Origin of the sequence: Oscillatoria sp. FACHB-1407 (assembly GCF_014697545.1) — a bacterium.
Lineage (GTDB): Bacteria > Cyanobacteriota > Cyanobacteriia > Elainellales > Elainellaceae > FACHB-1407.
Genome location: NZ_JACJSA010000009.1, coordinates 247,954 through 262,477, shown reverse-complemented (window position 1 = coordinate 262,477; position 14,524 = coordinate 247,954). Strand labels below are relative to the sequence as shown.

Annotated in this window: 12 protein-coding genes; 3 read left to right on the top strand and 9 right to left on the bottom strand. The window is 49.7% G+C overall.

The window, feature by feature from the left end; all coding sequences use genetic code 11:
- Nucleotides 1-50: 50 nt before the first annotated feature.
- The 3 genes from H6G89_RS17005 to pilM are packed head-to-tail and all read right to left on the bottom strand — an operon-like array spanning nucleotide 51 to nucleotide 2,815.
- A complete protein-coding gene (locus H6G89_RS17005) occupies nucleotides 51-848 on the bottom strand; it encodes a pilus assembly protein PilO (protein WP_190508443.1) in 798 nt (265 codons plus the stop codon).
- Nucleotides 845-1,684 (bottom strand): PilN domain-containing protein, encoded by an 840-nt coding sequence (locus H6G89_RS17000; RefSeq protein WP_190508441.1) that lies wholly within the window; start codon nucleotides 1,682-1,684, stop codon nucleotides 845-847. Before H6G89_RS17000 ends, H6G89_RS17005 begins: the two co-directional genes overlap by 4 nt.
- A gap of 15 nt (nucleotides 1,685-1,699) precedes the next feature.
- Nucleotides 1,700-2,815, bottom strand: coding sequence for a type IV pilus assembly protein PilM (gene pilM / locus H6G89_RS16995; protein ID WP_190508439.1), 1,116 nt, complete (start codon nucleotides 2,813-2,815; stop codon nucleotides 1,700-1,702).
- 833 nt (nucleotides 2,816-3,648) lie between these two features.
- On the opposite strand from pilM, the gene H6G89_RS16990 reads away from it, so the two are divergent.
- On the top strand, nucleotides 3,649-4,944 hold the full coding sequence (locus H6G89_RS16990) for an ABC transporter substrate-binding protein (protein ID WP_190508437.1): 1,296 nt from the start codon (nucleotides 3,649-3,651) through the stop codon (nucleotides 4,942-4,944).
- Complete coding sequence (locus H6G89_RS16985; RefSeq protein WP_190508435.1) at nucleotides 4,916-5,962, top strand: M28 family peptidase; 1,047 nt, start codon at nucleotides 4,916-4,918, stop codon at nucleotides 5,960-5,962. Before H6G89_RS16990 ends, H6G89_RS16985 begins: the two co-directional genes overlap by 29 nt.
- A gap of 4 nt (nucleotides 5,963-5,966) precedes the next feature.
- On the opposite strand, the gene hrcA is transcribed toward H6G89_RS16985, so the two are convergent.
- The 6 genes from hrcA to H6G89_RS16960 all read right to left on the bottom strand — a co-directional run bounded on the left by hrcA (nucleotide 5,967) and on the right by H6G89_RS16960 (nucleotide 13,269).
- The gene (gene hrcA / locus H6G89_RS16980) at nucleotides 5,967-7,049 is read right to left on the bottom strand and encodes a heat-inducible transcriptional repressor HrcA (RefSeq protein ID WP_190508433.1); all 1,083 of its coding nucleotides are present in this window, start codon (nucleotides 7,047-7,049) and stop codon (nucleotides 5,967-5,969) included.
- A 65-nt stretch (nucleotides 7,050-7,114) separates the two neighbouring features.
- Nucleotides 7,115-7,474: a rhodanese-like domain-containing protein gene (locus H6G89_RS16975; RefSeq protein ID WP_190508431.1), complete on the bottom strand. Its 360-nt coding sequence runs from the start codon at nucleotides 7,472-7,474 to the stop codon at nucleotides 7,115-7,117.
- 886 nt (nucleotides 7,475-8,360) lie between these two features.
- Nucleotides 8,361-8,483, bottom strand: a complete 123-nt coding sequence (locus H6G89_RS35750) for a hypothetical protein (protein WP_255519438.1) — start codon at nucleotides 8,481-8,483, stop codon at nucleotides 8,361-8,363.
- Between the two features lie 135 nt (nucleotides 8,484-8,618).
- Entirely contained in the window at nucleotides 8,619-9,743 is a 1,125-nt protein-coding gene (locus tag H6G89_RS16970; RefSeq protein WP_190508429.1) for a CO2 hydration protein, read from the bottom strand.
- Nucleotides 9,744-9,813: 70 nt separating this feature from the next.
- Nucleotides 9,814-11,322 carry an NADH-quinone oxidoreductase subunit M gene (locus H6G89_RS16965; protein WP_190508427.1) on the bottom strand — a complete coding sequence of 503 codons (1,509 nt, stop codon included), beginning with the start codon at nucleotides 11,320-11,322 and terminating at the stop codon, nucleotides 9,814-9,816.
- 60 nt (nucleotides 11,323-11,382) lie between these two features.
- A complete protein-coding gene (locus H6G89_RS16960; protein ID WP_190508424.1) occupies nucleotides 11,383-13,269 on the bottom strand; it encodes an NAD(P)H-quinone oxidoreductase subunit F in 1,887 nt (628 codons plus the stop codon).
- A gap of 927 nt (nucleotides 13,270-14,196) precedes the next feature.
- On the opposite strand from H6G89_RS16960, the gene H6G89_RS16955 reads away from it, so the two are divergent.
- Nucleotides 14,197-14,505: a carbon dioxide-concentrating mechanism protein CcmK gene (locus tag H6G89_RS16955; protein WP_190508422.1), complete on the top strand. Its 309-nt coding sequence runs from the start codon at nucleotides 14,197-14,199 to the stop codon at nucleotides 14,503-14,505.
- Nucleotides 14,506-14,524: the final 19 nt, after the last annotated feature.

The window sequence follows — 14,524 nt, the reverse complement described above, 5'->3', positions numbered from 1 at the left end:
GAACAAGCGGTTTAGCAGATTTCAAAACTCTCAACACCCTCCACGTCGCTCTAAGGGGCTGGACTTGCAGCCGGAGCCGCCCCTGCGGCAGCTGGGTCAGTGGCGGCGGGTGCAGCCGGAGCCGCTGGAGTAGACACAGGCAACAAAGCACCCAACTGATAGGACGTGGTGATCCGGGTTACGGGTTGTCCGGCAGGTGTCAATCTGCCCTGGTTGTCGAGGACGATCGCCTGAGTCGAGGTGTCCAGTTCAGACTTAAAGTTGCGCACCACCAGCAATGGTTGCAAACGCTCAATGCTACGAATAATCGATTGCGTTTGAGCAAACGACCCTTGCATTTGCACATCGTAGACCTGGCGTTCTAATCTGCCGTTTACCGCTGCCCCAAACGACCCATCACTCACAACGCCTGATGCTGTGTCGTTGCGAGCAAAACGAGACAGGGTCGCACGGCGATCGGGGTCCCCAATTCCGGCGTTCGCAGACTGCACCCGCTCATTCAAGTCCAACAGCAGGGTATCCATACTCTCCTGGTTCGCAAACAGCGTCAACACATCCGCTTGCAGTTGTTTCGCCTCCTGCAATTGGTTGCGGGCCTCCTGAATGCGCTGCTGCGTTTCCTCGGTCGCCAGGAGTTGCTGCTCCTTAGCCGCAATGTCCGCACTAAGCTGCTGCGAGGTATCAAACACAGGTTTGACAAACGTGTAAGCGACATAACCCGCTGCTAGCAGCCCAAAAATGGCTAACAAGACCCCATTGGTGGCTGGAGTCAACTTGAGCCCAAAGACTGTCGGGTAATTAGGTTCGGCATCATAACTGCCGTCCGGAATGTAGTCTCCAGCCGTCATGGTTGAATTACTCCTCTTTCACGCAGGGCTTCAATTCTGGCGGGCAAACCAACCGCCAATGTTCGTTCTAAATCCTGTAACAGTTCAGACGCAGGTAGGGTCGTTAGAGTGCTTTGGATTCTGAACTGTACAACTCTGGGAAGCTGTACTTCGACATTTCCAGAATTTTGCTCATCGGCAAATCGAATTTGAGTTGGATTATCCACCAACTCAGCCGTCACCAACCGGGTTTGATCAGCTTGCAAGAAGGGCGATCGCTGGAGTGTCAACAAAAAGTCGTTGACATCGTTAAAGGTTCGCGCCTGTCCAGAGACTTCGATGACATCAGGGGGGGGTTCGGGTACCGCCGCAGGTGCCGCAGGTTGGTTAGGGTCAGCAGGTGCCGCCGGTGGAGGTGGGGGCGCAGCCGCAGCCGCACCAGGTAAACTGGCAGGGTCTTTCTGCTCAATGAGAGAAACCTGAACTCCAGTAGGGACGCGATCGCGAACATCTTGCAAAATCGCCGACCAGGGCTTGATTCGGTCAAACACCGTCGCCAATGCCTGGTTCTCAGCGTTGATTTGAGCAATTTGGGCATTGATAGTGTCTACCTCGGTCAACTGGGCTTGTAGTGCAGTCAAGCGGGTATCCAACTCAGCTTGCCGTGCTTGCAAGGCAGCATTGCGCTGTTGCAGCAGAAACCAGGACACCAACACCAACGCCAGCGGGAAAATCCCTACAGCTAGACCAATAAAGAGGGGGCGATTGCTATCCGAAGCTGTCCTCGTTTGAACGGGTCCCGCTTCGGTGGCACGTTCAGCCCGGTCATTGAGAAAATTAATATCAAGGCTATACATCCAACACCTCCCAAATCACCACGCTTCTCGTAACCCTAGCCCCAAGACCACTCCTAACCCAGAGCGTTGTAAGGATGGAATGTCTTGTTCGACCTCCAGCGATAACGCCGCAACCGGGTCAATTTGGCTAGTGGGAAGGCTGAGTCGCTGTGAGAAAAACTCATCCAGTTGTCCGATCGCCCCACCTGGACCTGCCAGAAGTAGTTGTGCGACTTCTAAGTTGTCACCCTGATTGAGATAAAAGTCGATCGATCGCCGCAACTCATCCGCCAACTCACCCAATATTCGCAGCATGGCAGCCGTTCCCGGATTTGTACCACCCATCTTGGGCGCACCGCTGACGCTGTCCATTGGGGTAACGGGAACCGTCATGCCTTGTAACAAATCGGTGTTGCGCGACGGAGGCAAATTCATTGCCCGACTCAAGGCGGTTTGCACCTGATAGGTGCCGATCGGTACGGTTCGGGAGAACTGTGGCACCCCATCCACCACGATGGAGATTTCAGTACTCTCAAATTCAATATCAACAATTGCCGCTGCCTCTTGGGGCGTGAATTGCCGCAACTGTTCTCGGATGGTGCGAATCAAGGCAAAACTGCTGATTTCCAGCACATTAATTGCCAGACCCGCCTGTTGGAAGGTGCTGATGTAGGAATCCGTCACCTCTTTGCGCGTGGCGACCAACAACACCTGGACTTTTTCAATGCCATCTTCATCAACAAAGAAGCCCAGCTTTTGATAGTCCACATCTGCCTCTTCACGAGGGAAGGGCAAATACAACCCGGCTTCCTGGTTCAGCACCATCTCTCGCAATTCGCGATCGTCTAACTCAGCGGGAACCGGAATAATCCGCGTTACCGTATCGCGTCCACCGGGAATTGCGGTTGCCGCATACTTGGTTTTGACTTTGCTTTCATTCAGCAGTGTCTGAATGATCTGAGCCATCGATGCCGAATCGACAATTTGTCCCTCTTGAAAAATGCCTTCTGGCACATCTGCCGAAGCCAGAGTGACTAACTGAAACCCTTGACCTTTACGCTTGAGACGAGCCAGATTAACTCGTTCAGGAGTTAACTCTATGCCAACCCCTCTGGTTTTCTTTGCGAACAAATTCTTGAGGACACTAGCCACCGTTTTTCCTGCCAATCGATAAAGTTAGGAGAAGTGAGGCAAGCTTTTTTAAACTGAAGTAATTTTGGAAAGACTTTATTATACGCATGGTTTAATGCTATTGCATGCTATCCAATTTAATTGAGATTTTCCACATTATTGCAAAGGATACAAACTTTAATGAATATTTCTTCTGAAATTTTCTTAAACCGATCTCGTAAAGGGAATAAAGCGGAAAAATAACCCCAAACTTGTGGTCAAGTTTGACCCTGACCCAACTCAAAAACAGTCGTCTCTCGTTCCGTCAGTTAGTAAAAAGTACCCTCTTTTATCAGCGATATTACACATAGTTGAGAAAAAAAGCATATACTTGTGGAAAATTCTAGCCAGAACTTAGGGCAAAAAACGAAGCCAAGTGCATAGCCAAGAAGAGGATCAGCTTTTTGAATTTGCAATTTTGCCGCCCAAAGTAGATGGAAAACACCTTTTATTCGCGCGACGCGATCGCTCAAAAGCCTTGCTATATATAGCGTCAAGAGAAAAAATCAGTCTATTTTTCCTCCATATATAGCACTATTTTTTAATTTCGCTACTTTTATTTGTAAATTCATGCTCCGTTTCCTCGTGAGGTCGGAAACGGTGGGGTCTACTCAAGGGGAGCGATCGCCTCTGGAGGCGGTGGTTTACAGTGGGATCATCCCGCCGATCTTGAAATCAGCGATAATGGCTACACCGCTCCTGCCGTCCTTTATTTATCAATAACGGTCGGTTGATCTCGGTTGGTTGATCTCAATGGATTGATCTGGATCGAATGGGTCACCCCTGGAAACTTTTAGCAAACGACTGAGCTACGCATGAGACGCATCAGAATTTGGAAGAAATTGGGTATCTTTGCCCTCCTGGGCATGTTACTGAGTTGGGCAATCAGCAGTTGTAGCCCATCCTCATCTCAATCACAACAATCGACATCCGGGGCAGCAGAAGTCGAATTTTGGACAATGCAACTTCAACCCCAATTTACCGATTACTTTAATCAGTTAATTACTGAGTTTGAAAGTAATAATCCTGACATCAAAGTGCGATGGGTTGATGTGCCCTGGGCAGATATGCAAAGCAAAATTTTGACGGCTGTATCGGCTGGAACTGCTCCCGATGTGGTGAACCTCAACCCTGATTTTGCGGCTCAACTGGCTGGACGCAACGCCTGGTTAGAGTTAGATGATCAAATTCCAGATGAGGTCAAACAACAATATTTACCGAAGATTTGGCAAGCCAGCACCCTGGATGGCAAGAGTTTTGGCATTCCCTGGTATCTCACCAGCAGTGTCGCTATTTATAACAGTGAGTTGTTGCAGCAAGCAGGTCTTGACCAACCCCCCAGTACTTATGAAGAGTTGGCACAGGCTGCACAAACGATTAAAGATGCCACAGGTAAGTATGCTTACTTTGTTACCTTTGTTCCGGAAGACTCGGCAGAAGTGATGCAATCCCTCGTGCAGATGGGTGTGCAACTGGTTGATGCCGAGGGCAAAGCGGCATTTAACACCCCTGAAGGCAGAGCAGCATTTCAGTTTTGGACAGACCTGTATCAACAAGACCTGTTACCTAAAGAAGTCTTGACTCAGGGACACCGACGCGGCATCGAACTCTATCAACAGGGCGAAACCGCCGTGCTTTCCTCCAGTCCTGAGTTTCTCAAAACGATCGAGATCAATGCTCCAGCGATCGCCAGTCAATCTGTTGCCTCCGCCCAACTCACAGGCGCGAGTGGCAAACGGAGTGTAGCAGTGATGAATCTGGTCATTCCCCGCAGCACCGACCAACCGGATGCAGCCCTCAAGTTTGCCCTATTTGTCACTAATAATGACAATCAACTCACATTTGCGAAAGCTGCGAACGTGTTGCCCTCGACGACTGATGCGCTGGCTGATCCACACTTTACCGATCTCCCAGACAACGCCACCTCGGTTGAAAAAGCGCGCTCAATCAGTGCAGGACAAATGCGAGATGCAGAAGTGTTGTTGCCTCCGCTCAAAGACATTCGAGAACTGCAAAAGATCATTTACAACAACTTACAGGCTGCCATGTTAGGCGAAAAGAACGTCGATCAAGCCGTTGCCGATGCGGCAGCAGAATGGGATGAGCGGTAAGCGGCATCGTCCTCCCCTGATCAATCGAGCAGCGATCGCCCGTTTAGCGGTAATTGGGATAACCATCCTTGTGGCGATCGCTGCCATTTGGTTGTTGTTATTGCGAATGCCTGGTCAGAGTTATCGAGGGGAGTTAACTCCTCTAAGTCAGTCCGCGATCGTTTTGCGCGATCGCCTGCGCCAGGAGGTCACCCGGTTGGCGACCGACATCGGACACCGCAACGCCCTGAATCCCCAACGACTGACTCAAAGCACTGAGTTTCTCACTGAGGCTCTCACCGAAGCAGGTTATACCGTCCGTTTGCAGGACTACCAGATCGATGGGCAACCCTTTTATAACCTGGAGGTCGAACGGTTAGGAACGCAGCATCCCGACGAGATTGTCGTGGTTGGAGCCCACTTTGACACCGCCTTTACCAGTCCCGGTGCAAACGATAACGGAACGGGTGCTGCTGCTACGGTAGAACTGGCTCGCCTGTTTGCCCAAACTCAACCCGATCGAACCCTCCGATTTGTCGAGTTTGTCAACGAGGAACCTCCCTTCTTTTGGACAGAGCAAATGGGGAGCCGGGTCTATGCTCAACGCTGCCGCGATCGTGGTGAAAACATTGTGGCGATGTTGAGCCTGGAGACGATGGGCTATTACTCAACCGCAGACAACAGCCAGAAGTATCCCTTTCCCCTCAATCTCGTCTATCCCTCACAGGGCAACTTCATCGCGTTCATCGGCAACATTCCATCGCGACAGTTGGTGAGACGGGCGATCGCCTCGTTTCGACAACACGCCCAATTTCCCTCAGAGGGAGCCGCATTGCCCGCGTTTCTACCGGGAGTTGGGTGGTCAGATCACTGGGCATTCTGGCAATCCGGATATCCAGCCGTGATGGTAACAGATACCGCTCCTTTTCGCTATCCCTATTACCACACTGACTTCGACACCCCTGATCAGATTGACTACGATCGCTTAACTCGCGTGGTGTTGGGTCTACAACAGGTAATTGCCGATTTGCTGAAGTGAGGTATTACGGAGTTTGACTAATCGCCTCCGATAAATAATCGGTCGTCGCCTCTACCAGGGCGATCGCATCCTCATACATCATGCGGGTCGGTCCCAACATTCCCACGCTACCCACAGGCACGTTACCTCGATGATAGGTCGCCGAAACCAGAGCACAACTGCGCATTGGCTCTAGCGGATTCTCAGACCCAATCCGCACGGTCACCCGCCGACCCATGTGGTCGGTATCAGCCGACTCAAAAATCAGCGACCAGAGTTGATCCTGTTCAGACTCCAACAACTGCATGATGGTCTGCACCTGTTGCAGTTCAGAAAACTCAGGTTGTCGTCGCAACACTTCTGCAACACCGCTGATCAGGATTTGCGTCGAGATAGGCACCTGACTGCGACGATTCAGCTCAAACATCGAGGTGCGGAGCAGTTCAGCATATCGTTCAAACTCCCGCCCTAAATCACTCCAGTCCAGCGTGTTGATCTCTGTAAAAGACTTGCCACGCAGATGTGTGTTCAAAAAGTTGGATAAAACCTGCAATTCTCGTTCAATCAGATCAGAGTCGAGGGGCTCATCCTGCCACTGAGGCAGGTTAATCAAAGTGGACAACGTTTCATAGGAGTCAAGCACAACAATCAGCATGGCTCGACCTGCATCAACCTGTACAAGTTGCAGGTGGCGCAGATGCAGGCTAGTCGCTTGTGGCATGGTAATCAGGGCAATGTAGCCACTCACCGTTGCAAGAATTTGAGCCGCCCCCCGCAAAACCGCCTCAAAGCCCCAATCATCCACATTGAGGCGATCGCTCAATAACTGGTCTAGCTGTCGGGCGATCGGCTCTGAGGGTGTCACCAGCTGATCTACAAACACTCGATACCCAAAGTCCGACGGAACCCGTCCCGCAGAGGTGTGTGGCTGATACAGCAACCCCATCTTTTCTAAGAAACTCATGGCGTTGCGAATCGTCGCAGGACTAACTCTGGGATTAAATCCCTCTACCAGTGCCTCTGAGCCAACTGGTTTTGCAGTTGCAATATAGTGACGTACCGTTGCCCCAAGCACTTGCTGTTGGCGAGCGTTGAGTTTGAGTTCCATAAGCTCCAGAACATTCCACCGATGATCTTAATCTAATCAGCCCAAGGCTGGTTTAGCCGTATGCCTTAATACCGAGGCACACTGGAATCGACTACATCTGCATAAGCATCGATTCCACCTGCTAGATTCTTGACGTTTGTAAAGCCCTGATTCATTAACCACTGACACATCTGAGCAGACCGCATCCCATGATGACACATCACAATCGTCTCAACCGTTGGGTCAAGGATGGTGTTAATTTTCCCAGACCATTCCCCAAACTGGCTCAGGGGCAAGCTTACAAAGCCGTCAACCGAGGCGATCGCCAACTCCTCCGGTTCACGCACATCGACCAATTGCAACGGCTCTTGAGTATCGGCGCGATGGGCAGCAAAGGTATCAACGTCGATCTGAGGAATCGGCTGATTAAAGGTATGTGCAGACATCAGAAGATGATTAAAGTTATTTGATGTTATGAAAACAAACTAGCACGAATTCTACGGCAACTGGTGGGACAGTTAGGGCAAAGGGATTAGCAGTTCGGTTTAAGACCCTGGTGAACGAATTCGCGGCTATCAAAGCGAAGTCCGCCGACGCGGACTACCGGAAATCAAAGGTTTACTCAACCGACGCAGATCGGGTTTGTCTGTATAGCCGTAGCCACATGCGATGAGGCAGAGGCGAGTCAGGAAGCTTCCCAGAATCAGGGTTTGTTTTAACCGCCAAAATTCTTATCCCGAATTCACGTTAACTAACGTCAATTCATCTGGAAATCAATTCGCAGACTTCGGTGCAAACTCATACCAATTTGAATTGGCTTCGCTGCACATGATTCCGTAAGGGCGTTTCGCGAAACGCCCCTACCCCGTGATCTGCCACAATCAAACATTAATTCGGTATCAGGTCAATTAGGACTTACACAAACGATGTTCCCTAAAAAAATCGCCTTTGCCTGACAGGTTGCATCGGATAGAAGCAACATTGTCATAACAAAGGCTGAGAGCACACTGCCGTTTTTTGTGAATTTCTTTAAGAAGAATGAATTCCTTTTCAGAAATAATTTGATTTCCTTAGACTCGCTGACCGTTAAAACTAGGGCAAAAAGCTGCTTTGTAAGGTAATTAGGCTGATCACACCTGCGCTCGCCAAAGCTAACAACGCACCGAGAGTAATTGATTGACCGAGATGATTGGAGCTTTTCATAAGTCTGTTTCCTTAAAGATGGGGCTTCGCATGGAAGATTGTATAGAGAATAACAAGAGTTCTCAAAGCGAAACCAAAGATGACGGAATCTTAGAATATCGACACATTACTTAAGAAAAGAGATGGTAGTTACTCATCCTTCAGGTAGAGGTAATACATAGCAACCGCAGGGTTGGTTGACTCGCCTCCGCCCCATCGAATGTGGCGATGGCTATAACTCTCTTCTGCCACTCTCTCTGCAAACAAATCCAAGCAAACCTCGTTTCCAAGCTTCTGCTCGGAAGTGAAGTTACGGAGGTGCCTCCTGAAGCAATGGTTGGAGGCAGAACCTTCATGTGTGCAGTCCTGGCTAGAAGCCAGGAACGAGAGAAATTGTAGAGATCTGATTTATTGCAACGTGACTAAACGAGAAGCCGCCAAGCGATCCATCCACTGCTCTAGATAAGCCCGATTGGCTTGTTGTTCAGCAGGGTCATTGGTGTCAATGGGATGAGGAGCCAGGGCACGAATGGCAGCTGTCGTGACACAGAACATCGATTTCTGGAAGCTCAGACAAATCTTGACCCGCAGGTCATCTTCACTCCGCAACCCATCTCGATAAATCTGATGTAGATACTCTGGCAGGTAGTGACGCATATCCTGCATTAACAACGTGGGAGGAATACCCGCCCCACCCACAGGAAGGGGGTCAGCGTATAACGCACCGTAGTTAAAGTCAGCCTGATCGGTAGAAATCTGTTGTGCCTGCGCATTGTAAGACACTGTGCCAAAGAAGGGGAACGAGCGGAAAAACACTGCCTCCACGTAGGGCAGCGCAGTATCTGGCAAAAAGGTTAATCCAGCGGACGGCGGAATAATGTCGTAGACCTTGCCCTTAATCGTGACGGCATAGGTAATGGGAATATTCGCTGCGGCAACCAGACGGTCTTGAATGTGCCTGACCACATCATCGATCGCCTTAATTTCACCGGCATCGTAGCGATCGGACAGCTCTAAAAACATGGCACTCATGACCGTCCAAAACTGTCCCAATCCGCTGTAATACGCCAGCACTCGCACCTGTTCTGGCAAAAACTCTGGAAATAGCCGATTCAGACCACTCATCAGAGGATTGTCACTGAGCTTAGCGGCGATCGCCGCTCCCGCCCGCTCACTAAACTCAGGGGTATCCAGATAAGCATCTAAACCACCACCCCCATGCCACAACATCGCTTTCATGCAATATTCAGCAAATTCATAGTTGATGCGATCGTGCCACCAGTGACGCAACAACTTCTTCAGCGACACCTCGCCATCGAAATACTTAAACGCTGGAAACAGTACTAAGAACTGATGATCCGCGATATAGCACAAGTTGCGGCTATAAGCCCCCAACACCACGCCATAGCTTTTCAAAATCCCAACGACTTCCAGCAGGTTTTGGGGCGATTCCGGCAACAAAGCACCACCCGCTTCAAGGCGTTCAACCACACTGGCGAGGGGATGGGATGATTTTTGAATCAGGCTAACCATAGGTCAAGGGAGAGCAAAGATGAAAGAAAGAAAATGGAATGGGCAAGCAAGGCGTTAGCCTCAGGGGGAGTTATGGAATCAGGGTAGCTTGGGAGCCTTGAGCTAATTCAGTCGATTCAACCGTCATCAAGGTGCCCAATGCGGTTGTGGTGCTCTCACTCCAAGAGGTCATCCACATCGGTTGCAAGCCCAGCGCAATCACCAACAACGTCACAATAATTGAGGGAATGCGATCGCGCCAATATACAGGCGGCAGATTTGCGAGCGTATCCGGTAAGCGACCAAAGAAGGTGCGGTTGATCAAATTCAGGAAATAAACCGCAGTCAAACCTGTGCCAATGATGCATAAGAGAGTTTGCACCGGGAACACCGGGAAACTACCCCGATAGACAATAAACTCGGCAATGAAGCCAACCATCCCTGGGATACCACCACTCGCCATCACACCTGCAATCATCAGCGTGCCAATCAGGGGCATTCCTCGCTCCGGGTTCAACAATCCGCGCAGTACATTGACATCTCGCGTTCCAGTCTTGGCGTAAACCACACCCACCAACAGAAACAGGAGAGCTGAGATCAGACCGTGACTCAACATTTGAGCAACGGCTCCCAACAGACTCAGAGGCGTTGCGGCTGCCATCGCCAAAATGACGAATCCCATGTGTCCCACAGAACTGTACGCCACAATTTTTTTCAAGTCCGTCTGGGCGATCGCCACAAAGGAACCATACAGCACGTTAACCACTGCCGCGATCGCCAGCCAGGGTGACAGCACGTGCCACGCTTCGGGAAACAACTGCAACCCAAATCGGAACAAACCATAGGTTCCCAGTTTCAGCAACACACCCGCCAGCAATACGGATGTCGGGGTTGAGGCTTCGACGTGGGCATCCGGCAACCAGGTATGAACGGGTACCAGGGGAATTTTGATGCCAAATCCAATCACCAACAACACAAGCAAAATGACTTGCGTTGTGAGCGGTAACGTGTGCGATCGCAGCACTTCAAAATCAAAACTAGCAAACCCGCTCAACAGAGATAAGCCAAAGAATCCGGCTAACAGCAACACGCCTGAAGCGGCGGTATAGATCAGGAACTTTGTTGCCGCATATCCCCGCTTTGCGCCACCCCAGATAGCAATCAGCAAATACAGTGGAATCAGCTCTAGCTCGTAAAACAGGAAGAACAGTAAGAGATTCTGAGCAGCAAAGGCACCTGCCACCGCCGACCCCAAGATCAGCATCAAACTGTAATAAAGGCGAGGACGGTTGATATTCAAATCACTGCTATAAATCGCCAACCACACCAGCAGGCTATTCACCACAATGAGAGGCAGCGACAACCCATCCACACTCAGCTGATAGGTCAACCCCAATGTTTCGATCCAGGGCAGGGACTCCTGCAACTGCAAGGAGGATGAACCCAGGTCAAACTGGGTCAGCAGATAGAGCGTCCATGCTAAAACCCCCGTCGCCACTGCCAGAGCAATTTGTCGTGCTCGTTGAGCCGTCAGTGTTTGTGGATATAAACTGATCAGAGCAACCCCCAAAAGCGGTGCCCAGACTAAGACACTTAACATTAAAGTTCTCTACTTCCTGTGATGATTACAGATGCAGCACAAACCAAACTCGCCATTGCGTTAGAACAAATTGGCAGAGCTTGCAGAGACATAGGAGGCTCCCGCCGGGTTGAAATAGGACCAACTCAGCAGAGCGATCGCCAAAACCACACCGATAAACACCGTCAACAGGTAGTGGCGGGATTGACCTGAAATCGTGTATTTCAGACTTTCACCTCCCAAAATCGACACCAAGCCGACCAGGTTGACCATCCCATCTACCACATAGCGATCGAACCATGCCGTTAGCCGTGACCCCTGCACCACACCAAAGACCACACTGAGGCGATAGAGTTGCTCAATGCAAAAGTCATATGCCAACACATCACGCACTGACTTCCAAACAAAACGCACTGGCTTGGGCGATCGCGGATTGAGATAGAACAACGCTCCTGCCGCCACACCCGCTGTGCTCGACACCAGCAACAACACCAAATTAGTCTGATTCAAACTGAGCCAATCTGAAATCAGATGCCATTGCATTAACATCACAGGCGTTAACAGAGCCACGATCGCCAATGACACCATGGGCACCGCCATCAACCAGGGCACCTCTGGTGCACGCCGAGTCTTGGGCTGTGGCTCACCCGCAAACACCAGACCAAACACCCGCGTCAAATTAAAAGCAGTCAATCCATTCACAAGCAACAGAACTGCCACCAACCAGGGAGACACCGCTGAGAACCGATCTGCCCATTCCGCCATTGCCCAAAAACTTCCCAACGGAACCAGAGCTGTCGTTGCGAGTCCTCCCACGACAAAAGCGGTTGTTGTAGCGGGCATGCGTGACCCCAGACCACCCATTTCAGTCAAATCCTGCGTGCTCGTCGTCAAAATGATCGAGCCAATGCTCATAAATAACAGAGCCTTACCGATTGCATGAGTAAACAGAAACAACAGCGCAATCTCGTCTTGCTGAATTCCCACGGCCAGGAAGACCAGCCCTAGATAGGCACTGGTGGAATGAGATAACGTCCGCTTAATATCAACCTGGGCGATCGCCACCAGCGAGGCTCCCACGGCAGTCACCGTTCCCAACACCATTAAGGTGGTCAGTGCGATCGGAGACAACGCCAACACCGGTTGCAACTTAATCAGCACATAGGCACCACAGGCAACAACCACCGAATTTCTCAAAATAGAGGCTGGATTCGGTCCTTCCATCGCCTCATCCAACCAGAGGTTCAACGGAAACTGAGCACACTTACCAATGGGACCCGAAATTAAAGCCAACCCCAACAAAGTAGCGGTCATCGGGGCTAACTGCACCACCTCTGACCACTCTGCCAGATCTGAAAAATTGAGGCTCCCTGTCATGCTCGACAGCGCAACCACACCCATCAATAGCAATAAGTCGCCAACCCGCTTAGTTAGAAAAGCATCTCGTGCAGCCGTCACCACCAGTGGTTGGGCATACCAAAAACCGACTAATAAATAAGTAGAGAGGGTTAGCATCTCCAATAAGGCATAACTGAGAAACAACGAGTCGCTCAACGCCAACCCACTCATCGCAGCTTCAAAAAAGCCCATCAGCGCATAAAACCGCGCCAGTGCCCAATCCTTCTCCAGGTACCCCAGCGCAAACACCTGCGCCAACAAACTCAGCCCTGTGATCAACACCGCCGCGCCCATACTCAGTCGAGACAACTCCAGCGCAAACGAGAGATTGAGATAGCCTTTGACACTGAACCAGGGAACCAACAACTTCTGAGCAGGTTCATTCCAAACACTGTACAGAATCATCACACTGTGAACGAGTGCCAGAACGGTCATCAACAGGTTGAAATATGCAGCTGGTCTGGGACCTGTACGGCGAACAACCCCTGTTGACCATGGCAATGTTAAAACGGCACCTAGCAACCCATACGCAGGCACCCACCAGCTCGACTGAAGCAGGAACTGAGTCATCGCGGCTTTATCCTAAAAAAGTTTCCTTATAGTGTTTTCCAAATCAAAACATCAAAAGAGCGGTGAAACAGCTTTCAACCTGCTCTAAACGGAGTGAGACCTAAACGGGTCACTCCAATGTGGTAACAACGATTTGATTAAATACCCCTAACGGACCTGCAAGTGATTCTTATCTTACAGCCAACCTAGAGTTAAGTCATCGTAGCCCATTTACATACTTTTATGCATTGTATAGAGTTGTAACTCATCTTAAGTTTTCTTATCTGATAAATAATGTCAACTCATCAGTGAATGATTTGTTTTATTGCAAGTTGACAACTCTGCCTAAAATAGCTGGCTAAATGTTGAGGAGACTAACTTAATGTTGAGAGAAAATGGAAGTTATAAACTCTTACTTATCAGTGGTATGATTTAAAATTATCTTTATTCTCAATGCTGCTCCTGGCAAACGTCTTTTATAGGATATCTAAGCAGCATTTCTCATTGATTAATTACATCTCAAAACACATATATTAAAGTTCCGCGCTGTTGATTAAGGATTGATTACTCTCGCATATTGGGCTTCGCAAAGCTATCTTTAGAATGACGGTGAGCCTTGGCATTGGTGAGTTTCAAGGCAATCATAATGTTAAAACAATGCCCTTACTTTGTGCGTTGAATTGATATTTATTCCATCTAATTAAGGGAAGCATTTTTACTAGAAATTTGATAATTGATGTAATTACCTGAGACACAGGTATAGTTTGGAGTTATGCTTGTTATTAGAAACAATCACCTCGGTTTATGTTGCCAAAGCGATCGCGCCACCTGTATTCTTAACATGGGAATTCTAAGGTGCTTTTCTGAAGATTAATAATTGACGTTTCCCGTCGAAATTTTCAGGCAAAGTTTTTCGCATAGTCAGGATCTCTTGCAGGAGATAGAGAAATGCCAATTGCTGTTGGAATGATTGAAACTCGCGGCTTTCCTGCCGTGGTTGAGGCAGCGGATGCCATGGTTAAGGCTGCCCGTGTCACCCTTGTGGGATACGAAAAGATTGGTAGTGGTCGCGTCACAGTTATTGTGCGCGGTGATGTATCTGAAGTACAGGCGTCTGTCGCAGCAGGCATTGAAAACGTGAAGCGGGTCAACGGTGGTGAAGTGTTGTCTACACATATCATTGCCCGCCCCCATGAAAACTTGGAGTTTGTTCTACCCATCCGCTATACGGAAGCGGTAGAGCAGTTCCGTTCGTAGTCACTCACCCAGTCTGGGT